This is a genomic window from Neptuniibacter sp. 2_MG-2023 (genome assembly GCF_030547495.1).
Lineage (GTDB): Bacteria > Pseudomonadota > Gammaproteobacteria > Pseudomonadales > Balneatricaceae > Neptuniibacter.
In genome coordinates this window covers 139963-163077 of the sequence record NZ_JAUOQC010000004.1, presented here as the reverse complement: position 1 = coordinate 163077, position 23115 = coordinate 139963, and the positions used below count along the sequence as shown (strand labels likewise).

At 43.5% G+C, this 23115-nt stretch carries 21 protein-coding genes; 13 read left to right on the top strand and 8 right to left on the bottom strand.

What is annotated here, in order from left to right; all coding sequences use genetic code 11:
* Nucleotides 1–18: 18 nt before the first annotated feature.
* On the bottom strand, nt 19–954 hold the full coding sequence (locus tag Q4486_RS05810; RefSeq protein WP_303416770.1) for a LysR family transcriptional regulator: 936 nt from the start codon (nt 952–954) through the stop codon (nt 19–21).
* Between the two features lie 168 nt (nt 955–1122).
* Here Q4486_RS05810 and Q4486_RS05805 point away from each other — a divergent pair, with 168 nt between their 5' ends.
* Together Q4486_RS05805 and Q4486_RS05800 are read left to right on the top strand one after the other, a co-directional pair.
* Nucleotides 1123–2151, top strand: a complete 1029-nt coding sequence (locus Q4486_RS05805) for a zinc-binding alcohol dehydrogenase family protein (RefSeq protein WP_303518712.1) — start codon at nt 1123–1125, stop codon at nt 2149–2151.
* Nucleotides 2152–2235: 84 nt separating this feature from the next.
* Nucleotides 2236–3057, top strand: a complete 822-nt coding sequence (locus Q4486_RS05800; RefSeq protein WP_303518710.1) for an SDR family NAD(P)-dependent oxidoreductase — start codon at nt 2236–2238, stop codon at nt 3055–3057.
* 116 nt (nt 3058–3173) lie between these two features.
* Here Q4486_RS05800 and Q4486_RS05795 read toward each other — a convergent pair whose 3' ends face one another.
* The 6 genes from Q4486_RS05795 to Q4486_RS05770 form a co-directional block, all read right to left on the bottom strand.
* On the bottom strand, nt 3174–3638 hold the full coding sequence (locus tag Q4486_RS05795) for a copper chaperone PCu(A)C (protein ID WP_303416765.1): 465 nt from the start codon (nt 3636–3638) through the stop codon (nt 3174–3176).
* 12 nt (nt 3639–3650) lie between these two features.
* Nucleotides 3651–4241: an SCO family protein gene (locus Q4486_RS05790; protein WP_303518708.1), complete on the bottom strand. Its 591-nt coding sequence runs from the start codon at nt 4239–4241 to the stop codon at nt 3651–3653.
* Nucleotides 4242–4280: 39 nt separating this feature from the next.
* Nucleotides 4281–4766, bottom strand: a complete 486-nt coding sequence (locus Q4486_RS05785; RefSeq protein ID WP_303416762.1) for a hypothetical protein — start codon at nt 4764–4766, stop codon at nt 4281–4283.
* A 92-nt stretch (nt 4767–4858) separates the two neighbouring features.
* Nucleotides 4859–5905 carry a GTP-binding protein gene (locus Q4486_RS05780; protein ID WP_303518706.1) on the bottom strand — a complete coding sequence of 349 codons (1047 nt, stop codon included), beginning with the start codon at nt 5903–5905 and terminating at the stop codon, nt 4859–4861.
* Nucleotides 5898–6788 carry a DMT family transporter gene (locus tag Q4486_RS05775; RefSeq protein WP_303416760.1) on the bottom strand — a complete coding sequence of 297 codons (891 nt, stop codon included), beginning with the start codon at nt 6786–6788 and terminating at the stop codon, nt 5898–5900. Before Q4486_RS05775 ends, Q4486_RS05780 begins: the two co-directional genes overlap by 8 nt.
* An 885-nt stretch (nt 6789–7673) precedes the next feature.
* Nucleotides 7674–9305, bottom strand: coding sequence for a methyl-accepting chemotaxis protein (locus tag Q4486_RS05770; RefSeq protein ID WP_303518704.1), 1632 nt, complete (start codon nt 9303–9305; stop codon nt 7674–7676).
* Nucleotides 9306–9804: 499 nt separating this feature from the next.
* Here Q4486_RS05770 and Q4486_RS05765 point away from each other — a divergent pair, with 499 nt between their 5' ends.
* The 10 genes from Q4486_RS05765 (at nt 9805) to Q4486_RS05715 (ending at nt 20765) form a co-directional block, all read left to right on the top strand.
* Entirely contained in the window at nt 9805–10614 is an 810-nt protein-coding gene (locus tag Q4486_RS05765; protein WP_303416757.1) for an ABC transporter ATP-binding protein, read from the top strand.
* Between the two features lie 29 nt (nt 10615–10643).
* Nucleotides 10644–11906: an ABC transporter substrate-binding protein gene (locus Q4486_RS05760; RefSeq protein ID WP_303416755.1), complete on the top strand. Its 1263-nt coding sequence runs from the start codon at nt 10644–10646 to the stop codon at nt 11904–11906.
* Nucleotides 11903–12730, top strand: coding sequence for an ABC transporter permease (locus Q4486_RS05755; RefSeq protein ID WP_303518702.1), 828 nt, complete (start codon nt 11903–11905; stop codon nt 12728–12730). The genes Q4486_RS05760 and Q4486_RS05755 overlap by 4 nt, the downstream gene beginning before the upstream one ends.
* A gap of 138 nt (nt 12731–12868) precedes the next feature.
* Nucleotides 12869–14560, top strand: coding sequence for a sigma 54-interacting transcriptional regulator (locus tag Q4486_RS05750; RefSeq protein WP_303518701.1), 1692 nt, complete (start codon nt 12869–12871; stop codon nt 14558–14560).
* A 448-nt stretch (nt 14561–15008) separates the two neighbouring features.
* Entirely contained in the window at nt 15009–15863 is an 855-nt protein-coding gene (locus Q4486_RS05745; protein WP_303518699.1) for a sulfurtransferase, read from the top strand.
* A gap of 313 nt (nt 15864–16176) precedes the next feature.
* On the top strand, nt 16177–16725 hold the full coding sequence (locus tag Q4486_RS05740) for an OsmC family protein (RefSeq protein ID WP_126158097.1): 549 nt from the start codon (nt 16177–16179) through the stop codon (nt 16723–16725).
* A gap of 32 nt (nt 16726–16757) precedes the next feature.
* Complete coding sequence (locus tag Q4486_RS05735) at nt 16758–17909, top strand: acyl-CoA dehydrogenase family protein (protein WP_303518697.1); 1152 nt, start codon at nt 16758–16760, stop codon at nt 17907–17909.
* A complete protein-coding gene (locus Q4486_RS05725) occupies nt 17906–19249 on the top strand; it encodes an FAD-dependent oxidoreductase (protein ID WP_368500060.1) in 1344 nt (447 codons plus the stop codon). The genes Q4486_RS05735 and Q4486_RS05725 overlap by 4 nt, the downstream gene beginning before the upstream one ends.
* A gap of 72 nt (nt 19250–19321) precedes the next feature.
* Nucleotides 19322–19771: a cyanase gene (gene cynS / locus Q4486_RS05720; protein ID WP_303518695.1), complete on the top strand. Its 450-nt coding sequence runs from the start codon at nt 19322–19324 to the stop codon at nt 19769–19771.
* A 130-nt stretch (nt 19772–19901) separates the two neighbouring features.
* A complete protein-coding gene (locus Q4486_RS05715; protein WP_303518693.1) occupies nt 19902–20765 on the top strand; it encodes an MBL fold metallo-hydrolase in 864 nt (287 codons plus the stop codon).
* Between the two features lie 98 nt (nt 20766–20863).
* Here the strand turns inward: Q4486_RS05715 and Q4486_RS05710 are convergent, their stop codons facing one another.
* Nucleotides 20864–21544: a DUF1826 domain-containing protein gene (locus tag Q4486_RS05710; protein ID WP_303518691.1), complete on the bottom strand. Its 681-nt coding sequence runs from the start codon at nt 21542–21544 to the stop codon at nt 20864–20866.
* A gap of 547 nt (nt 21545–22091) precedes the next feature.
* On the opposite strand from Q4486_RS05710, the gene Q4486_RS05705 reads away from it, so the two are divergent.
* On the top strand, nt 22092–23105 hold the full coding sequence (locus Q4486_RS05705) for an HlyD family secretion protein (protein WP_303416738.1): 1014 nt from the start codon (nt 22092–22094) through the stop codon (nt 23103–23105).
* The last annotated feature ends 10 nt before the right edge of the window (nt 23106–23115 follow it).

Sequence of the window (23115 nt, the reverse complement as noted above, 5' to 3'; positions counted from 1 at the left end):
CACTGTTTTATTAATTGATCAGTTTAATACACTTTTATCTAGCACACCTTTATCAATGAGCAGCTGTAAGACTTTTGTGCATTCTAGTTTTACATGGTCGCGCAGTAATCTTACTGCTGGTGTAATTGATTGCCGAGTGGGGCAGACTAACCAGAGTTCGCTGGAGCGAGGTTTGAAGTTGGGCATGACATTGACGACCCGATCATTAAGTAAGTCGTTTGACATATCAAGACAAGATTTAACAGCAAGTCCTTTCCCCGCGACACACCAGCGTCGTACCAGATCACCGTCATTTGATGCACGATTGCCACTCATTTTTATCTTGTAATTATTCTGATCGTCCCTGAAGGTCCAAACATTATGAATCACATCATGTAGTTGGTAAAACAACCCATTGTGAGACACAAGATCATGGGGATGTTGAGGTGTGCCATTGTTTTCTAAATACTCCTCTGTCGCACAGAGTAAGCCGGGAACATTACAGATCTTAAATCCATAAAGGTTACTGTCTTCTGGTGAACCATAACGAAATGCCATATCTACTGAGTCGCGATAAAAATCTATATTACTATCACTGATGTTAATGCGAATACTTAAGTCAGAATGAGTTTCCATAAACTGATCTAACAAGGGATTGAGTAGATTTCGCCCTAGATCTGATGGAATAGCGATTCTCAACTCACCGTCAATAATATCTAAATCGCCTTTTACGTTTTGTCGTGCTTGATCAAGCATGAGCATCGCTTGTTCGCATAAAGGGAGATATTTTTCGCCCGCACTGGAAATACGAAGGTGACGAGTGGTACGTACAAACAGCTCAACGCCGAGTGATGTTTCTACCCGTTTTAAGGCAGCGCTAGCGGTAGCTGTACGCATATCTAGATTAGTTGCAGCAGCCGTAATACTTTTAAACTCAGCGACTTTAAGCACAACCTGAAGATCTTCTAATAACATATTCTCAAATTATATTTGATAATGATTCCATTATTATCCTGTTTAATAGGTTCTAATCAAGCTTTAAACTTCTTTTCAGTCAGTTCTTAGTTGTACCGCGTTTGTTAATCGGTCGGCTGAACAGAATAAAATCCCATGGTTGGGGCAGATGAATTGGAGATACATATTATGAAAGCTGTTGGATATATTAAAAACCTACCTATTGCTGATGACAGATCTTTACTTGATATTGAGTTAGATCAGCCCGTTGCAACAGGCCAAGACCTTCTAGTTAAAGTTAAAGCGATCGCGGTTAATCCGGTGGATTATAAAATTCGTCAAAATGTTCCTTCCGAAGATGAGAAGTATAAAGTGATTGGTTGGGATGCGGTTGGTGAAGTTGTTGCAACAGGCGAGGCGGTAACCCAGTTCAAAGCGGGTGATGTAGTATATTACGCAGGTGATCTGAATCGACAGGGTAGTAATGCTGAATATCAGTTAGTGGATGAGCGTTTGGTTGGATATAAACCTAAGAGCCTGTCCGATGCCGAGGCTGCAGCACTTCCCTTGACGACAATTACTGCCTGGGAAATACTGTTTGAACATCTTGAGTTGAAGAAACAATCTATTGGCGCTAATACAAAATCTAAAGAAGTGATTTTGGTTATCGGAGCGGCCGGTGGGGTTGGTTCCATTTTAGTTCAATTAGCTAAGACTCTAACCGGTGCAACAGTGATTGGTACGGCCTCACGGGAGAGTTCACAAGCATGGGTGAAAGAACTCGGAGCTGATTATGTTGTGGATCATACCCAACCATTACCACCGCAAATTGAAGCCTTAGGTATAGGCCAAGTTTCCCATATTGCGAGTTTAAATAGTACTGACACCTATTTTGAAACTTATGTGGAGCTGCTGAAACCTTTTGGCCGGATCGCAATGATTGATGATCCTGTAACGCCTCTGGATGTGATGAAAATGAAGCCTAAGAGCTTATCCTTACATATAGAGTTTATGTACGCCCGTTCTATGTTCCAAGCCGATGATATGATTGAGCAGAGCCGTTTACTTAGTGCCGTAGCTGATTTGGTGGATCAAGGCTATATCAAAACAACCTTAGGTAGAAATTTAGGCAGGATTAATGCTGCAAACTTAAAAGCGGCACATGCTTCTTTAGAAGATGGTCGTTCCATCGGCAAGATTGTTCTTGAAGGTTTCTAAATAGAGATGAAATGTTAAGCGGAATGCTAAAGTGTTGCCACGGCATTCCGTTTTAATATCCAGCTAAGGCATAAAGGAACAATAATGCAGAAAACTATCCTAATCACGGGGGCGACTGATGGTATCGGCCTAAAAACCGCTCAGATGTTAGTAGCTCAAGGGCACCATGTTTTACTGCATGGTCGAAATGCAGAGAAGCTTGCTAAAACTAAACAGGCGCTTATTGCTAATCCATCAACCCTAAAAGGTGAGGGTGAAGTCGCAGATAGTATAGACACTTATATTGCTGACCTTTCTCAGATGTCACAAGTGATCGCTTTAGCTGAAGCTGTGAAGGCGGCTCATGGGAAGATCGATGTGTTGATTAACAATGCAGGGGTTTTCCGAGCAGAAAATAATACAACCCTTGAGGGGCTAGATATTCGTTTTGCTGTTAATACAATAGCGCCCTATTTGTTGACGCATAGCTTACTGCCCTTACTTGGTGAAAAGGGGCGTGTTATTAACCTCTCATCAGCAGCTCAAGCCACCGTTAATATTAATGCTTTAATTGGGAATGTTGTTGTCGAAGATGATTTTTCTGCGTACGCACAAAGTAAATTGGCGCTTACAATGTGGTCTAAGGCATTAGCTCAGAAGGCAGATAGCCCAATAGTTATCGCTGTTAATCCAGGTTCAATGCTGGGTAGTAAAATGGTAAAAGATAACTTTGGCGTTGAGGGTGGAGATGTTGCTAAAGGCGCACATATTTTGATGCGTTTAGCTCTTGATGATGAGTTTGAAAGCAAATCGGGTGGGTATTTCGATAATGATCTAGGGCATTTTTCTACTCCTCATCTGGATGCGTTAGAGGTCAATAAGTGTGAAGAGATTGTTAATGGGATCAAAAAAATTTTAAGGCTTTAACGTCAACTAGGGCCCAATTTATATAGAGTACCAATAAAAAAAGTCCTGAAGATTCAGGACTTTTTTTATTAACTGCCGGTTATCACTAATGGCGGTTTTTTATTGGTACTATCGATTTAATGGTGGTGTTTATGTTCTGTCATACCGGCCATGATTTTTTGCACAGGAAGCATTAGCTGTTGATTACTACCGTCAGAAAACGTTAGCGTCATATCAATCTCTGTTCCTTCAACTAAATCCTGCTTAAGACCAATTAGCATGACATGATAGCCACCCGGTTGTAGGCTGACTTTACCTTCAGCAGGTAACTTTATTTGATCAACTTGGCGCATTTTCATTATGCCGTCCTCGTTGATATGGTTATGTAGTTCAACTGTTTCAGCAACACTGGAGCTTGCAGAAAGCAAAGAAACAGCTTTCGAGTCGGTATTGTGTATTACCATAAACGACGCGCTATTCATTTGCCCTGGAGGGACGGCACGGGCATAAGGGTTTTCAATAGTTACGTCGGCAGATGCATGGATTGCCGTTAACCCTAAAGTGCCGATGATGCATGCACGACTTATCAATGTCTTAATCATTTCCGATTCCTTTTACAATAAATTACGAATTTCGGTAGCAAGTTCTTTAGGTGGTAGTGCATGTGGAAGTGCTTTAGCAAGCTCTCCTTCACGATTAATTAGGTAGAGTTTGGATGAATGGTCTACAGCGTATCCCATCGCAGACTCTTCCAGATCTACCATGCGATAGAATGCACCATATTGCTTAACCACTTGATCAATGGTGGCTCTATCTGCAGTCGCACCGATAAAATTAGGATGAAAAAAAGCAGTGTATTTCGCTAGTTTTTCAACGCTGTCCCGTTCAGGGTCCACACTCATAAATATGCCTACGACCTCTTTTTGTTCCTCTTCAGATAGATTATGTAATCCCTGGGATGCAACTGCGAGAGCGGTTGGACAGATGTCAGGACAAGAGGCGTAGCCTATAAAAAACAGTACGACTTTGCCGCGATAGTCTTCAAGTTTAAGTGGGCCTTGCACGCTTTCAAGGGTGAAGTCTCCCCCTAGTTGTTCACCCAGCGCGATTCTATTTTCGATCGGCTGGGGACGAAAATAGAAAGCAATGGCAACACCCGCTAACATAACGGCGGTTAAAAGAAGAAGATTACGCAGTGTTTTCACAATAAATTACCTGTACTGAATATTATTTGGGCTTGTGTGTTATTTAGCATCGAAGAAAAAATCGGCCTGGGTTAGCTCTCCCTTATGCTCTGTAACAACAGAGGTCACCCATGTCATTGTGCCTGTAGTACAAACCCCAAGAGTGACTTCTCCGCGCCAAAGGTCTTGTTCTCCAGTGACTTTGTTGAGCATAACTTGGTTGAGGCCCATAAACATATCTCGACCTTTTAAATCTAGCATCACTTGATCGGCGGCAATATCTTGAAGCTTTACTTCAAACTCCAGAGGTTTAGCTGAGCTAATGGTCGGGGTGTTAATTTTTAGGCTAATTGCCCCAGTACTATCACTGGCTTTACAGAATGATTGGGTTAGTTCGCACCCGGGAGTTGATTGCAAAATACGCGTTTGTGGGGGGGTATTATGCATCAGCTGTGGTAGATATATAACAGAACCTAAACCAAAGATGGCTGCAACGATGATCATCACTTGAAGGAGATGGGGGCTTTTACCTTTGGTTTGCTTCATTCTATAGCTATCCCGAGTGCTGTTGTATTTTACTGGTTAAATAGTGGGTAAGAGAAGTGACAAATTGTCGCATAAAGGGTTCAAACATACTGCTAAGAAGTATAGAGACAATCTAACAGATATTTTTGGATAGCCTCCTTTGCTAATGCTTGGGTAGTGATTATCTCAAGTCGGGAGTCTCGACGGTAAGCAATAGGTGAAAATGTTGCCTCATCGATCACCTGATTATAAAGCACCCAGCCTTCGTCAGTATGGAAAACACCCTTTATACGCTGTATTTTCAGTAAACTCTTGAAGACGCTTTTAAGGGAATCTAGCTTAAAAATATCCTCGCTATTAAAAACCCATCCACAACTATAGAGCCCATTACTTTGTCCCTCTTTAACGAAGGGCATAGCGGGTTTAGGTATCAGCTGCAGCTGAACTGCAGGTAAAGAGACTTTACTGGACGTATTCGGTGTAGCTAAATTGGAAGTTGATCTTTCAGCGTCCGAATGAGCATCAGGGAAGAGAGCCTGACGTCCTCCTTTACCGATAAGATCAAGCAGATTAAGAGACACCTCACCATTAACGCTTTTTATCACTGCTTGTTTTGGTGGGAAGAGCATGCTGGATTGCTGCTCAGCAAAGGAGGTTTGTGCCTCAGTGGCTAAATCAGTTTTTTTTAAGACAATAACATCAGCTAAATTAATTTGATCTTGGAACGTAGGATTACTCACCGTCTCTGGATTATCTAAGCTACGTGGATCTAATAAACAAATGACTGAACGAAGATCCAAAATATCGCGAAAATTTTCATTTTGTAGGGTATCTATAATTCCCGCAGGATGACCTATACCTGTAGGTTCGATGATCAAGCGGTCCGGCTTAGAGCGACGAAGCAGTATAGCGAGTGTTGAGGTTAATGCAGGCCCTAATGCACAGCAGATACACCCACCGGCAAGTTCTTTAATTGCGACACCATCAGATGGTTTTTCCATTACCGCTTGATCAATACCGATCTGCCCAAACTCATTAACTAATATTGCCCACGTTTCATTCTCAGGCTTTTGCGATAAAAGTGCATTGATGGCGGTGGTTTTTCCTACCCCAAGGAAGCCCGTAATTATGTTCGTAGGTATATTTTCTAACTTAGGCATAAGATTTGTCTCTTTTATATATTAAGGGCAGTTGTGAAAACAGCATACCGATGAGCATTAAGCTGCAGCCAAGGATACCGAGGAGAGAGAAGCTTTCGTCGAGGAGAAACCATCCACCCAATGCAGCAACGACAGCTTCTAAACTCATAATGACAGCGGCATGGGCAGGCGGTGCGTTTTTCTGCGCCACGATCTGTAAGGTATAGGCGATGCCAACGGATATAAAGCCTGCATAAGCGATAGGCAGCCAAGAGTTAATTGCATTGTTAAGGGTAAATTGCTCACTTTCTAATATCAGTGCGGTGAATCCGCTTAGGGCTGCACAGACTAAAAACTGTAGAATGGCGAGGCGTAAATTGTCCACTTTAGGTGCCAGCTTGGCAATTAATAGGACATGGATTGCCCAGCAAACTGCGCCACATATTTCTAAAATATCACCCCTATTTATCGCTGTTAATTGGTGAAAGCTTAAGAGGTAAAGTCCAATTACGGCAATGCCGCCGCCTAGCCATGTGTTAATGGTTGTGCTTTGTCCAATCCACAATCCCAATAAAGGCACAAAAATAATATATAAGCCGGTTATAAAGCCAGCATTGCCTGCGGTGGTATAGGCTAGGCCCGCTTGTTGAAACGACGCACCGAGAAAAAGTACGCCGCCCGCTGCTAGACCGCTTATTAATAATCGTCTATTACTGTGATCGGATGGTGCTTTGAAAAACATCAATAAAGGAAGGAGGGAGAGGGCTCCTAGTAGAAAGCGTAGCGCATTGAAGCTAAAGGGGCCGAGTAGTTCAAGGCCTAAGCGTTGTGCAACAAACGCTAATCCCCAAATTATGGCGACAAGTAGTAAAAGCAAATCGGCTTGTATTTTTTTTGTTTGCATTAATCTAGTGGCGCTCTATTAAAGCCCAAGGTTATATGAGTCTTTAAATACTTAAAATAGTTTGCTTAGTGTTGTGCATAGTAGGTATGCAGATTATGCAGGATTATTCCTAATTACACAGTTAAAGACGAGAACTTTATTTTGTAAATAGTGTTGCAAATCATTCTCAATTACAATAATATCGTACTCGCTCATAAGTGATAGGCAGTGGACGACCTCACCTCACAACACTGCCGAAACTTGCTGAATTAACATATGCTCACATGTTGATTCAGCGAACATTGATACTCCCCCTCGATTATCAATGTCTTAAGCTGAATGCTCACCTATTCAGTTTAAACCAGATAAGCCGGACCTTTTGGTCCGGCTTTTTTTATATTTATGCCTGCTTACAAAAAAGATTAAATTATTATCAGAATTTATGTAAATAGTGTTGCAAATCATTCTCATTCGTATATTATCTATATCAACACGTCAGACGGCAGGCTCCCCTCACAAGTTGTGCCGTCATGCTTTAGAAATATCGCATTTCGTGTGTGTAGTCCTATAGGTGCTGAGTTCAGGCCTCAGCGCCTATAGGGATCGGAGAAATCGATTTGGATACTCCAAGCACAGGCTCTTGTCATTAAAGCAAATTGCTTAACCGGATCCCTAAGGGCTCCGGTTTTTTTTATTCAAAAAGTTTAAGCTTCAAATTTAAAAAACTAGTCTCCTTCTGCAAAGGGATAAATGAATTCCCTTTCTATGGAGAGTGTATTTACTTGCCGAGTGCTGTGGAGGGATGACTTCAGCGTTAGGGGGAGGGTGACTACTAGATTGGAGGGAAAAGCTAATAGGGATAAGGTCGGGGGAGTTTGGCTCCCCCAGCGTTTTACATCATTGTCTTTAACTTACGTTAAACCGTTTCATTTTGTTAAATAGGTCTTCAGCCATATTTTTAAAGCTGGTGGCTATTCCTAAAGAGCTTTGTGAGAGCTCTTTCGCTGTCATATTTTGATCATTTAAGTGCGTTAAGTTTTGGTTTATCTCATCCGTTACTTGGCTTTGCTGCTCCGTTGCTGTGGCAATCTGGATCGCCATATCATTGACCTGATTAGCGGATGTGCCAATGGCATTTAAGATTTCTTGTGTGCTCTCTACCAATTCAACGGATGCCGATACTTGCGATGAGCCGTCTCTGATCGATGAAACCGCTTTGCTTACTCCCGATTGAAGCTTCTCAATCATTGATTGAATCTCTTCAGTTGATGCTTGGGTTTTGCTGGCTAGAGATCTGACTTCATCTGATACAACGGCAAATCCACGTCCGTGATCGCCTGCGCGGGCTGCTTCAATTGCGGCGTTTAATGCAAGAAGATTAGTTTGATCAGCGATACCCCTGATAACATCAAGTACTGAGGCAATGCTTTCTGATTCCAAGGCAAGTTTAGAGATCACTTGTTCTGCGTTTGATACAGAGTGTGAAAGGTTTTGAATTTGAACTACAGAGTCATTAATAATGTTGAGCCCATTACTACTGATATCTACTGTTTTAGCTGATTCGGATGAGGTTTGTTGTGCATGTTCAGCCACTTCACGTATAGCTGTATTAAACTCAAATACGGCTGAGGCAATCATCTCCACACCTTGGCTTTGTTTATTAACAATCGCCATGCTGTTATTAGCGGAATCGTGCAGTGTTTGAGCATCGGCATTCATTAATGATGCCCGTTGGCGAATATCCGTTATTAATGTTTCTAAATTGGCGACAAAATCATCAAATACGCTAGCTAATTCGCCTAACTCATCTTTTCTCTGTGAGTTTATTCTAAGCGTTAAGTCTCCATTGCCTTGGCTGATTTCTTTAATGCTGTGGGTTAATTGTGTAATGCTGTTTACTAATAGCTTAGGAGTGAAATAGGTGAGTGCCCCAGCAATAGTGAGTACAATAAGTATAAAAATACCTAAGCTGAGACTGACCTCTTCGATTCTTTGGGCGAGGTGCTCACGTTTATTACGCGATTTTGTGTCAAGAGCTTCACCTGCTAAATCATACAGTCCTCTTAGACTAGCAAAAGCCGGACCCGCCTGCTGGTCGCTCCAAGTTTCAGCTTCATCTATACGTCCATTATCAACTAAGGTAAAAGTTCGTTCTGCTTTTGTCTTCCAGTTATTGAAGGCTGAGTCAAAGGTATCCAGTTGCTGCATAATGTCAGGATATTCCTTCATCAGCGCTCTGTATTGATTCATGCGTTCAAAGGCTTGGTCAGCGTTTTCATTGAAGTCTTTTTTTACTGAGCTGTCTCTTTTACCTAGTAGGTAATTTAATTCAGCTTCTTTGGCCTGATACAGATCCCTGTCTGCATTAAGTACAGCTGAAATGGCGGGTAAGTAATTTGTGCCAAATCGATTAACTCCATCTTTGAGTTCATCGGTTAGTAATTTGGCAGAAAATGAGATTAATAATATAGCTAAAGTCAGCATCACCATCGCTGCTGATAACTTGAACCTGATACTATGGAATATGTTTTTTTTCATTATTATTTTGTTCCTAAATAAACGGTTACCCTCCAATATAGGCTATAAAATCTAAAAGTGGAATTTGTTGATTAGGGTTTTTCTTATAGGGCTTTCAATAGCTCGATAAAATTATCTGATCAGCGGTAAGCTGATGTGATGATGAGAAAATGGGTCTTTTTAAATCTTAAATTTTACTGATAAATAAGTTGATTCGAGAAGGCTGAGTTCTCTCTTACTCGCCCTGTATGCATAACCCCGTTCTTGGTTAAAAAACTTCATTACCCCTCATTCTATTTCTTCGTTATTTGTGTCAATTATTGCTTTTGATTGGCATAAGAAAGCGCACCAAAAAGTTGTCTCATACCAACAAAGGCAGTCATTGCGCAACATTGTCTATCTTTGTCATATATAGCTATTAGGTTGTGAAAATAACTAACCCCTTGTTTTTATTGGTTTAATTTTTTTGGCCCGAAAAATGCTTTGATCTAAATCAATATGAATTTACCGGAGCCGTAGTATGGGTGCATCTATCTCACTTGATTTCATCACACATAGGTTCAGTTCTTCAGCGGAACCTACGCTGAAAGATATTGAAAATCGAATTGAACCAAGCGAACTGGTTGCCCTGATTGGGCGAAGTGGTTGTGGTAAATCCACGCTGTTACACATGATGGCGGGTTTATTAATACCCTCCGAAGGCTGTGTACGTATCAACAGTCATCAGGTGGCTAAGCCTAGTGCAAAGTGGAACATGATGTTTCAGAAAGCATCTCTCTATCCTTGGATGAGTGTGAAAGAGAATGCTGCATTGGGATTGCTTTTTGATGGTGTCCCAAAAGCTGAGGCGGAGGAACGGGTCGACACTTTACTGGATATGGTTGGCCTGAGTGATAAGAAAAATGCCAATGTGCAAAGCCTATCAGGTGGCCAGCAGCAGAGGGTTGCATTAGCGCGTTCACTAGCGACCGAGCCGGAAGTTCTGCTTTTGGATGAGCCTTTTTCTGCGCTTGATGCGTTTACCCGGACTCAGCTTCAGGAAGAGGTGCCTAATATCTGCCGTGAACGGGGGATAACTATGGTGATTGTGACCCATGATATTGATGAAGCGGTTGCGATGGCTGATCGCGTATTAATTATGTCTCAAAATCCTGGTCGTATTGTCGGTGAGCAGAAGGTTGATCTGCCTTGGCCGCGACGTCACATGGATACAGGCTTTCAAACTATGCGTGATGAATTAATGCAGCAGTTTAAAGGCACAGATACCGGGTTGGCAGGGCGTAAAGCTGTCGATTCAGATGAATCTGATGTTGCCGAATCTGCCGCGTGATAGCGACCCAATTTTAAGAGGATTTCACAATGAAAAAGCATAAATCTATACAGAATGAAATTTCCGACATAGATCAGGATTATCTACAGAAATATGAGATGAGCCGTCGTGACTTTATGATGGATAGTCTTGCTATGGGTGGACTAGCCACAATGTTTGGGCTTTCAGCGAGTATGCCTGCTTGGGCTGATATTCAACCGCCTGCTGACGAAGTGGTGCGTATTGGTTATCTACCGATTACCGATGCAACGGTGCTATTAGTAGCCCATGAGAAAGGTTTTTTTGCTGAAGAGGGGCTTAAATCAGAGAAGCCTACCCTTATTCGCGGTTGGTCTCCTCTAGTTGAAGGCTTTGCCGCAGGTAAATTTAACCTTGTGCACTTCCTTAAACCTATTCCTATTTGGATGCGATACAACAATGGGTTTCCCGTCAAAATCATGTCTTGGGCACATTTGAATGGGTCCGGTGTGGTAGTGGGGAAACATGTTAAAGCGGATGGTTTTGCTGATCTAGGTGGAAAGCAGGTTGCCGTACCTTATTGGTATTCAATGCATAATATTGTGTTGCAAATGGCGTTACGTCATGTAGGCCTTAAGCCTGTTATTAAGGGGCAGGGGGAGACCGTTGCCGCAGATGAAGTCAATCTTCAGATAATGCCACCACCTGATATGCCGCCAGCATTGGCCGCTAAAAAAATCGATGCTTTCATCGTTGCTGAACCTTTTAATGCTGCGGGTGAGTTGTTAGCGGGCGGTAAAATGTTGCGCTTTACGGGTGATATGTGGCGTAACCATCCTTGCTGTGTTGTGTGTATGAATGAAGTTCAGGTGAACGCTAATCCTGAATGGACGCAAAAAGTGATGAACGCCATTGTTAAAGCTCAGATCTATGCTCAGCAAAACAAGAAAGAAGTCGCCCATATGATGTCTAGGGATGGCAAGCGTTATCTCCCCATGAAAGCGAATGTGGTTGAGCGTGCGATGACATTGTATGGCGAAGAGGATTATGCCACTCCTGATGCGATTCAGAATCCTGAATGGGGCAGCGGTCGTATCGATTTCCAGCCATGGCCATTCCCATCGGCGACGAAGCTTATAGTCAATGAACTTAAACATACCTTAGTGAGTGGCGACACCACCTTCCTGAAAGAGTTGGATGCAGATTTTGTAGCTAAAGACTTGGTTGATTACCGCTTTGTTAAAGCCGCAATGGAAAAACACCCAGGTTGGGAAAATGCGCCTGGCTTTGATGCAGAAAATCCATTTGAGCGTGAAGAGGTGGTTAAGATATGAGCACTAGCAACACTCAATCAATCGCTATAACGAATGTGCTACCTAATATGCCTCAGTTATTTGGCTGGCTTAAATCATTGCAATATCCCGCACTGGGTATTGCCTGCTTGCTCGCGCTTTGGTGGGTTGGTGGTTATATGATAGAGACCGACCCAGATCTAAGTGCATTTTCAGCGTTTGCTCCGGCACCGACCTTTAGTGCCTTGATAGATTTAGTGCGCAGTGGCGAAGTCTGGGAGCCTATAGGTTCAAGCCTGTATCGCATTTTGGCTGGATTGGTTTGGGGTATTGTTATTGGTGTGCCTGTGGGTGTTGTGGTGGGTTATTTTGCCACTGCTCTAAAAGTCACTAATGTCCCTTTTCAGTTTTTGCGCATGATTAGTCCTTTGGCATGGATGCCCATTGCGGTGCTGGGGTTTGATAGCTGGGATTCGGCTATTATCTTCCTGATCGTGATGGCAACCGTATGGCCGATTATTTTCTCAACGGCGCATGGTGTACGTCGCATTGACCCTAACTGGTTCAAGGTGGCGCGTAACCTCGGCGCTTCAGGCTTTCAAATGTTACACCGGATCATACTTCCTGCAATTATGACGGATGTCATGGCAGGTATTCGTTTAGCTGTTGGGGTTGCTTGGGTTGTCCTTGTACCTGCTGAATACCTAGGGGTTACTAGTGGTTTAGGCTACGCAATTAACGATGCTAGGGACACATTAGCTTATGACTATCTAGCGGCAGTAGTGCTTGTAATTGGGGTGATCGGTTATTGTTTAGATACGATCTGTAGCGTTTTAATAAAACGTTTTAACTGGCATGTGGAGTAATGGCAGCGTACAGGTTATCCAGTGTTGGTTGCTGGATAACCCAAACGACAGAGCCGTTTTTATAACGGCTTTTCGCATAGTCATCGCAATATACCGATTAACTGTAGTCGGTTTTTCGGGTTGCAGAGGTTAGGGCTTATGGATTACTCAACAGATGTGAATAAAAATGCAGAGAGTGATGCTGGGGCATCAGATCTGACTGTATTGCATGAATCGGCGAAACTTATTGGTCAGTCTGCTACGCCTGAAATCGCTATTTCAGGCACGTTACGATTAATGTCGCAGATGCTGGGGTTAAACCGAGGACGCGTATTACTCCCTTCAGCGACCAATGAAAATCTACAGATTCGTTACAGCTATGGTTTACGTGATGAGGAGCGTCGCTTAGGTGTTTACAAGATTGGCGAGGGGATTACTGGTAGTGTAATGAAAAGTGGCCAGCCTGCGGTCATTCAGAATATAGATGAAGAACAAAACTATCTATTCCGAGCGGTTGATCGAGAGACCTTGCCTGATGGTGTTGTTGCCTATATGGCGGTGCCGATTATGGATGGAAATTCCACTATTGGGGTGCTTGCTGCTCATCGTTTAAGAATGCGACCCCGTGCGATCGATAGTGATCTTATGATTTTACGTATTCTATCCACTTTTATTGCACAGATTATTAGTATCAATAATTTGATTAAGGAGCGCACTAGCTATCTACAGGAGGAGAATAGGGAGCTAAAAGATGCGCTACAAAATCAGAGTGGCGAAAATAACCACGGTATTTTAGGGGAAAGCCAAGCGGTTCGTGATGCTTTGAAGCAGATCAGCCGAGTAGCAGATACAGTGGTTACTGTGCTGCTAACTGGGGAGTCGGGTACAGGTAAAGAGCGCTTTTCTCAGGTATTGCATCTGAATAGCTCGCGTAGGGATCAGCCCTTTGTAGCGATCAATTGTGCAGCTATACCCGAGCAGTTATTAGAATCGGAGCTGTTCGGTCATGAGCGGGGTGCGTTTACCGGCGCGTCTGCGAGTAAAAAAGGTAAGATTGAACTCGCCAGCGGGGGCACTCTCTTTCTTGATGAGATTGGTGATCTGAATATGGAGCTACAATCCAAGCTGCTGCGTATTCTGGAAAATCAGGTTATTCAGCGAGTGGGTGGGGTTAAGGATATCCCTGTTGATGTACGGATCATTACGGCAACCCATAAGAACTTACAAGAGGCGGTTAATAAAGGAACGTTCCGCCTTGACCTTTTTTACCGTCTTAATGTTTTTCCTATCCATCTACCGCCGTTAAGAGATCGGGCTGGGGATGTGAGAATACTGGCAAGTCACTTTCTACTTAGCGCAAACACCGAATATAGCCGCCATACCGTGTTTGATAAAGGGGTGATGGATCGTTTAGAAACCTATAATTGGCCCGGTAATATTCGTCAGCTTGAAAATGTCATTAAGCGCTCGGTATTAATTAGTCTTGAGGGAACGATTACGATCAATGATATAGAGATGATTCTACGGCAGGAGTCCGCCATTAATGAACATCTGGAGGCAGGTCAGCCGTCGGATAGGGTTCCAGCAGGGGCTTCTTTCTCCACTGACCGGACAGAAGCTGCTTTGCCGGCGCAACCTTTGCCTTCATCGCCGCAGTCATCGGTTTACGCTTCTACCCAAAATAGGCCCTATAGTTGGGTGCGTAAAGATGAAGCAGGCGCAATAGAAGAGGCACTTAAGCATACGGGAGGGAATAAAACCCGTGCGGCTGCTATTTTGGGGATGTCGCCGCGACAATTTAGGTATCGTATAGAAAAGCTTGGGTTACCGCTTAATCTTAGCCGCGAATAAAGTATAAATTTATTATGTGTGAGGGAGAGGGGGAATATAGGGATGTTATTCCCCCTTTATAGTACTTGTCAGCTTCTATCTAGAGTGCCAGCGCCGCGCTGCAACCCCTTCATTACAGCTATAGCTGTCTAGCTTTATAGCTTATATAACAGGGCCTTTCTTCTTTCTTTTCAAATGTATATTCCAACCTCTTTTTATAAGGATTGCTTTCAGTAAGGAGGCCTTAGTGCTCGCAGCTTTCTTGTTGAGGATGATAATTCGCAAATGGCATTGACTGACAATGGTGGACGTTGGTGCGGTTGATAGACTTGTAAAACATTTGAATGATTTCTATCTATTTGTTTTATATATGAATTATTGTTGCTGGAACAGTTGTTGATAGGTATTTACAGGAAGACAAACAATTTTGGACTTATACCTATAAATTATACTTTTCTGGAGTTTTAAAATGACAACAGTTCTATTGGAGCCTCAAGAATTACAGGACAAGATTGATAGCGAGAAAGTGGTACTTATTGATACCCGTAATCCAGAGCAGTTTGCCGCAGGCCATATCCCAGGTGCTGTGAATATTCATGATATTTTTACCTTTCTTGCGGCCTCGACGCCTGAAGGTATTGCGGAGTTGAAAGGTAAGTTTGCCCGTGTGTTTGGTGATGCGGGGCTTTCTGGTGAAGAGACCGCGGTTGTTTATGAAGACTCAATGAACTCAGGCTTTGGTCAATCTTGCCGTGGGTACTTTTTGTTGTCTTATTTAGGCTATCCAAAAGTATCTATTTTGCATGGTGGTTTTCAGGCTTGGCAAGCTGCAGGCTTAGAAGAGACAACGGAAGTTATGACACCTACTGCCGCAGAGTTTCCGTTGGATCATGGCGCAGACGATTTGATGGTAGATAAACATGATGTGTTAAAAGCGATCGACAATGACGATATTGTGTTGCTTGATGTGCGTGATGTTGATGAATGGGTCGGCACTAGCTCCTCCCCTTATGGAAAAGATTTCTCCTCACGAAAGGGACGCCTGCCTGGTGCGCGTTGGCTTGAATGGTATCGCTTAATGAAGCCGGGTGCTGTGCCGGTGTTTAAATCCTCAGAAGAGGTGTTGGCGGATTGCGCAAGTGTCGGTATTAATAAAGACAGTAACGTCTATATCTATTGTTTTAAGGGAGCTAGAGCATCAAATACGTTGGTGGCATTGAAAGCGGCAGGTATTGATAATGTAAAACTCTACTTCGGATCATGGAATGAGTGGGCAGAGGATGAGGCCCTGCCTATAGAAACGGGTCTACCTTACGCTTGTTAAAGAATATGTGTTGCTGATTAAAAACCCTGAACGTCTGTTTGGGGTTTTTTTATGTCCGGTCTGTAGTTCTAAGGTTGTTGATGTCGTTTAGGTAAAAGGAGATGTCTGCTAGATAAGTGACAATGCTTAACAATGTCCATATTACAATTTATGACAATGCTAAATAAAACAGACAGGGAAATGCAAAAAAATAATTTAAGTTATTGATTTTAAATAATTAATTAATGTTGGCATTGTTAGTGCAATTATCCAAGAAACATCTGAAATGTTTATAACAAAATATACAGTTCTGCTAAATCTTTTGGAGAAAAACATGAATACAGCAATGACACCAAAAACTGTTTCTAGCCACCTACGTTCGATTGATCGTGATGGTTTGATGGCATTTGCAGAAAAGGGACTTAACAACCCAGGTAATCGTGGCACAAACAAAGTTCATACCATCACTGATGGTCAGTACCGTACGGTGAGTCATATCAATCAGCATGAAGTGGTCGTTGATGAGCCATTGCACCTGTTTGGTGAAGACACAGCGCCAGCGCCGGGTGAAATCGTATTGTCAGGCCTAGGTGGTTGTTTGTGTGTAGGTATTACTGCTGTAGCGACTTGGAAACAAGTAAAACTGAGCAAACTAGAAGTTTTTCTAGAGGGTGATATAGGTAATCCTGCTGCATGGGGTGCCGGTGGTGCTGAGATGGAGCCTGAACAGATGGGTTTTCAGGAGATTCGTGTGAAGGTTCTAATTGAAGGCGATGCGTCACGTGAAGAGTTGGATGAGATTGTAACCCGCGCTAACTATTTCTCTCCAGTTGCCAACACCATGCGTAATCCAATCCCGTTCAGCATTAGCTTGATGGATTAATTGGATCACTAACTGACTTTGAGAGGTATGCCATGAATAGCGTTGCAGTTTCTTCAATTACAGCTCCTACAGCTACTACAGCTCGTTGGGCCGATGATGCCAAGGTGCTTGCCGATGTCGGTTTGGCTGCGCAGCAACAACTTGCGCCAGCAGCTAAGCGTATTGATGAGGGGTACTACCCGCTCGATATCATGGCAAGCCTCGGTCAGGCCGGTGCTTATGCTGGTCATTTAGATCAGCATGGTTGCCGGTTTGATTTATCGATTTCAGCGATGAGTGAAATTAGTCGTCATTGTGGTGCTACAGGTTTCTTGACCTGGGCCCATGATGTATGTGGCTTATATATGGAGCAATCAGGTAACCCCGCTTTGCTCGCACGGCTTGGTGATCATACTGCGGGGCTAACGTTTGGTGGTACAGGGTTATCTAATCCGATGAAAGCCCTCGCCGGTATTGAAAATATGGCCTTTAAAGCTAAAAAAGTACCCGGTGGTTACAGTGTCAGTGGCACCTTGCCTTGGGTGAGTCATATAGCTAAAGGCCAATATTGTGGCGCGGTTGCTGCGGTCGACCATAGTGACGGCAGTCGTTCCCACGAGATTATGTTCCTACTGGATTTAGATGAGCGGGTAAGTTTACGTGCCTGTCCGGAGTTTTCCGGCATGGAAGGTACAAGTACATGGGCTATTACGCTCGTCGATTATTTTGTCAGTGAAGATCAGATGATTGCTGATCCTGCACGACCTTTTATACAACGTATTCGCGGTGCTTTTGTTCTACTACAGGTAGGCATCGCAGCCGGTATTATTCAGGGATCTATTGACTCTATGAGGGCAGTCGAACCTACCTTAGGTCATGTAAATCAATACCTCCACAACCGTCCAGATGAACTGCAAGCTGAGTTTGATGACCTGGTTGCCCGCACGATGGTATTAGCGAAAACCCCTTATGAGGGTAGTAAAGAATTTTTCCTTGATGTGTTAGATGTGCGTTCTCAAGGGGCCGAGTTATGCCTTAAAGCCTCCCAGTCGTCACTGCTACATCAAGGTGCCAAAGGTTATTTAATGAGCGCGGCTCCCCAACGCCGTATTCGTGAAGCGCATTTCGTCGCTATAGTCACACCAGCCATTAAACACCTTCGCTGGGAAATGGCTAAGCAAATGCGAGAGGAGGTACCAGCATGAGTAACCAATTTCCAGAATGGAGACAGTATCTCTGTCGTGCCTGCGGCCTTATTTATGATGAAGAGAAGGGCGATCCAGATAGTGGTTTAGCACCGGGTACCCGTTTCGAAGATATACCCGATGATTGGGAGTGCCCTCTTTGCGGTGTTACCAAAACAGATTTTGAATTATTTGAAAAACCAGTAGCCGCAGTTATCGAGCAAGCTGAAAATTTCAGCAGTGAACTAGGCATTGTCGTTGTGGGTGCAGGGCTGGCAGGTTGGGCCGCTGTTGACGCGATTCGTCAACTTGATCAACAGGTGCCGATCACGCTCGTTAGTGCTTGTCAGGGTGATATTTATCACAAGCCTGAGTTATCGGTTGCTATTAGTCGGGGTTTAGATAAAGCAGCACTGATCAAAGAAACCGGTATTGATGCCGCACGTCGTTTAGGTGTGCAGCTCATATCATCCACCTTTGTTGTGGGTATTACGCCTGAATTAAATCAGTTACGTACTACTCGGGGCTCATTAACCTATACAAAATTAATATTAGCTCAGGGCGCTAAACCGGCTCTGCCTAAGCAGCTACCCCCTAGTCTGTGTTGGCGAGTGAATGATTTGAATAGTTGGTCTGGTATGCAACAAGCATTGGCAAAAGGTCCCCAGAAGATCGCTATTGTCGGTGCAGGAATGATTGGTTGTGAAATCGCGGAAGATTTTATTCGCGCTGGACATCAGGTTGCATTATTGGATCGCAATGACCTCCCGTTAGCCGGTTTACTGCCCACCTTAGCCTCTAAGCGTTTGGCAGAAAGCCTTTCCCGTTTAGGCGTGGATTATAGGGGGAATGATGAAATTACAGAGATTACTGAGTTACCTAATGGACAGAAGCAGATCCATTTTAAGCGAGGTAGCACACTTGACGTTGATCAAGTCTTAGCGGCAACAGGTCTTATGACCGATAACCGTATTGCCCGTCATGCGGGGTTGGATTTTGAGCGAGGTATTAAGGTGGATACGAACACGTTGCAAACGAGTGAACCCGATATCTATGCGTTGGGTGACTGCATCAGTATCCAAGGTACGCCCTGTCGCTTTATTGAACCGATCAAGCACCAAGCTAAATCAATTGCCCATGCCATTCTTGAGCACGATAGCCGTGGCTATGAGCACAGTACACCGGTAGTGCGGTTGAAAACCCGCTCATTGCCAGTGGTGATAAATGGACTACCAGTAGCTGATGTAGCTTGGACGTTGATTTATGAAGATGCAGAAACCTTGATTATGGAACAAACAATAGAGAACCAGCTAGTGGCCCATTTAAAAGTGGGGTCAGGTTCACAGACTCAAGCTGCATAACTTTTATAGCAGGGTTGTAATGACATACAGCTGTGCAAACAATGACATCGATCTTTATTGAAGGAAGACAACATGATTAGTAATCGCGAAGAAGTAACACAACTGATTTTGTCCGCTAAAGTGCGCAAAGGTATTAAGTGGAGTTCTGTGGCTGAAGCTATTGGTCTTTCAAAAGAGTGGACTACTGCTGCATGTTTAGGCCAGATGACCTTCGACAAAGAGCAGGCTGAAAAAGTAGGTGAACTATTTGAATTATCAGATGAAGCGATCGCTTGGTTGCAAGTTACACCCTACAAAGGCTCGTTACCTACCGCTGTACCAACGGACCCATTGTTATACCGCTGGTATGAGATTGTGAGCGTGTACGGCAGTACGATTAAAGAGTTGATCCATGAAGAGTTTGGTGACGGTATTATGAGCGCGATCGACTTCTCTATGGATATTGAGCGCGAAGAAGATCCTAAAGGCGATCGTGTAAATGTCGTTCTTTCAGGTAAATTCCTTCCGTACAAAACCTACTAGCGTTTTATAGTCGGTACCCACTTGTTGGGTACCGGCTTTTTTCCTTGCCGGCCAGTTAATAACACAACGCTTTATTCTACTTGCAAAATTTCCTCATACATATCTCTTACCAAGCCTCTGGAGCTAATTAATGGCACCTGTAGTAGAACCCTTTTTTGATAGCACTACATCAACCTTCAGTTATGTGATTCATTCAGGTATAGGTAGTCAGTGTGCGGTTATTGATTCAGTACTTGGGTACAAAGCTAACTCAGGTAAAACGAATACTGACGTTGTGGATAAGATTCTCGTATTTATTGAGCAGATGAAGCTTAACGTTGACTGGATTCTTGAAACCCATATCCATGCGGATCACCTCTCTGCTGCAACTTATATAAGAAGTAAAGTCGGTGGACGGATAGCGGTTAGTCAGCAGGTCACTCAAGTGATCCATAGCTTCTCAAAACTGTTTAATGTGTCTGAATCTGATGATGAATTAGTCGCTAATTTCGATTACCTGTTTGATCAGGATGAGGAATTTACTATTGGATCTATTCAGTGCAAGGCGCTTTATTCCCCCGGCCATACACCGGCTGATATTGCGTATGTCGTAGCTGAAAAGATGATTTTTGTGGGTGATACCTTATTTATGCCAGATGTTGGTACTGCTCGATGTGATTTCCCAGGAGGGTCTGCAGAAACCTTATATGCTTCAATTCGTAGAATTCTTGCTTATCCTGAGGATACCCAATTGATGATGTGCCATGACTACCCGCCTGCTACACGTACACATCAATCGGTAACAACCGTTGCAGAGCAGCGTAAGCATAATATTCATATAAACGATAAGGTGGATGAAACCGCATTTATCAGCGCACGTAATAGCCGTGATAAAACTTTAGACTCGCCCCAGCTTTTGTTCCCCTCTGTACAAGTAAATATCCGAGCAGGGGAGTTTCCAAAAGCGGAAAGTAATGGTTTACAGTATTTGAAAATCCCACTGAATTTTTTGTAAGGGTTTGATGTTAAATATTTTTAAAGCGAATGGGCGGTTATCTTTTCCGCCCAGAATCATGCCACTGCTGTCATCTAGAAACAGATAGGCCGTTTTATTCAGGCAAAATCCAGTGTCAGCACTACGCGTTTTTCACCGGGTGCTACAGCAGGAGATCGATGAACGGCTCCTAAACCCTCATTGCTATACCAGCCTTCGCCTTTTAGTAGAACAATATCACCTTTGTTTACTTGCTGAATGTCAGCTGCTTGGGAGTATAGGCCCGAGACATCATCGCTTAAGCCCATATTACCAGCCCCAAGTTTACTACGATCTACATCGTCATTGCTGAGCCATTCGGTTCCTAGCCCTTGATAAGTGCTCACCAGTCGACAACCTAACTTATCTATATGGAAGCGGGGGCACATAGCGCGATCTAACACTTGTAATCGTAGGCCTATCTCATCAAGCTCGAACAAGCAGCTATACATCTCTACTAACAAAACGAGATCGTCTAAAAATACGGATTGTCCTGCCAAATCAGGTAGTGAGGATTTTAGCGACGCTAGCGCCGTTTTATGGTTGATCACAGAGCGGAGATTAAAATGTGGTTTGTTATGAACTAGTTCTTGGCAATAGAGCGCGATCTCATCAGGTAGTGAGCGTTGTACAATAACTAGATTGACCTGTTCTTCGTAGATTGATGTCATCGCTGCAGGAGAGTCTCCTGTTACATAGTTATTTTCATGCTGGTAATGCTCTAAATAAGTATTACTGTCTACTGACTCTGTGGCACCCACTGCGATCACCTGTCCTAATGAAATAAATAATTATAATATAACATAATGATTTATTTTGAGTCCCCCGCAATAGAAAATTATCTGCATATCACTGTTACCAATGCTGTGTTTATACCTTATGAAGGTTTGAGTCTTATATTTCAGTATGCTAATTTAATGTTAACTATCCGCTTTGGATCGGTGGGGTAATTACATAGGTTTATGTGACTAGATTTATGCGACCTCGTTGCGTTACTTGCCCGAATAGCCCCCTCTGAATTTTAGTGATGTCGTTCCTGTTCTATACCTAGGTGATTGACATCAAGGAAATTTCAGCCGGTTTGTTCGATACTACTTTAGGATTAAGTTAACTTTTTGTTTAAACGACATGTGAAGTCACCGTACGTATAGGTCTGATTGTTGGCTGATCTACGTGCCTCTCCCTGATGATCAAATATGCCGAGATGGAACATAGTGTTGTTAATAACAGGACTAGTGCTGTTTGTAATAACTAGGTACAACGATTTAATAATGATTTGTTGACGAATTTTGGATAATGGAGAAAGACGTGAAGCGAGTAATAATTGTTGTGGTTTTAATACTTGCCACTGTAGGCGGCTGGCTCCTATGGCAGAACCTTCAAGCACCTGAACTGCCGGAAGGTCTCGCTTCGGGGAATGGACGTATTGAAGCGGTACAGATTGATATATCAACAAAAATCGCTGGGCGTGTAGAAACGATCTCTGCGAAAGAGGGCGACCTTGTTGAGAAAGGGCAAGTCGTTGCAACGATTGATACTGCTCAACTGCATGCTCAATTGTTACGTGCAGAGGCGGTCATTGCGAGTGCCGAAAGCCAAGTAGCAGCGGCAGAGGCATCTATTGCACAAGCTAAGGCTAAGCTTATTCTTGCCGAACAGGAACTGAGTCGCGCGCGGGAACTGGTGAAAAAAGGTCATACCAGTAAAGAGTCTTATGACACCCGTGTAAGTGAGGTCGCTGTTGCTAAGGCAAATCTGAATGCAGCTAATGCCACATTGGTATCGCAGGAACGTAATGTTGATGCGGCACGGGCAGATGCACAGGGAATCCAGACACAGATTGATGATGCCGTCTTAGTCGCGCCAAGTTTAGGACGAGTATTGTATCGCCTTGCGGAACCCGGTGAAGTATTAGGCAGTGGTGGTAAAGTGTTAACACTAGTGAATCTTGCTGATGTTTATATGGAGACCTTTCTGCCCTCATCTCAGGCTCATCGTGTTTCTATCGGTGCTGAGGCGCGGGTGAAGCTAGATATTCTTGATGTAGCGATTCCAGCAAGGGTTAGCTTTGTTTCCCCCGAATCCCAATTTACACCAAAAGAGGTGGAGACAGCGAGTGAGCGAGAAAAGCTCATGTTTCGTGTCAAAGTGCGCGTGCCTGAAACTCTAGTACAGGCGTATATAGACCGTGTAAAAACAGGGGTGCGAGGTGTAGCTTATATTCAGCTTGCTCCACTACCGGGCGAAGCGCTACCTGAGTGGCCAGCATTCCTCCAGAAGCTTCCAGCAAAAATTAATCCAGATAACATTAGTAACCACTAGCGGGTGCCAA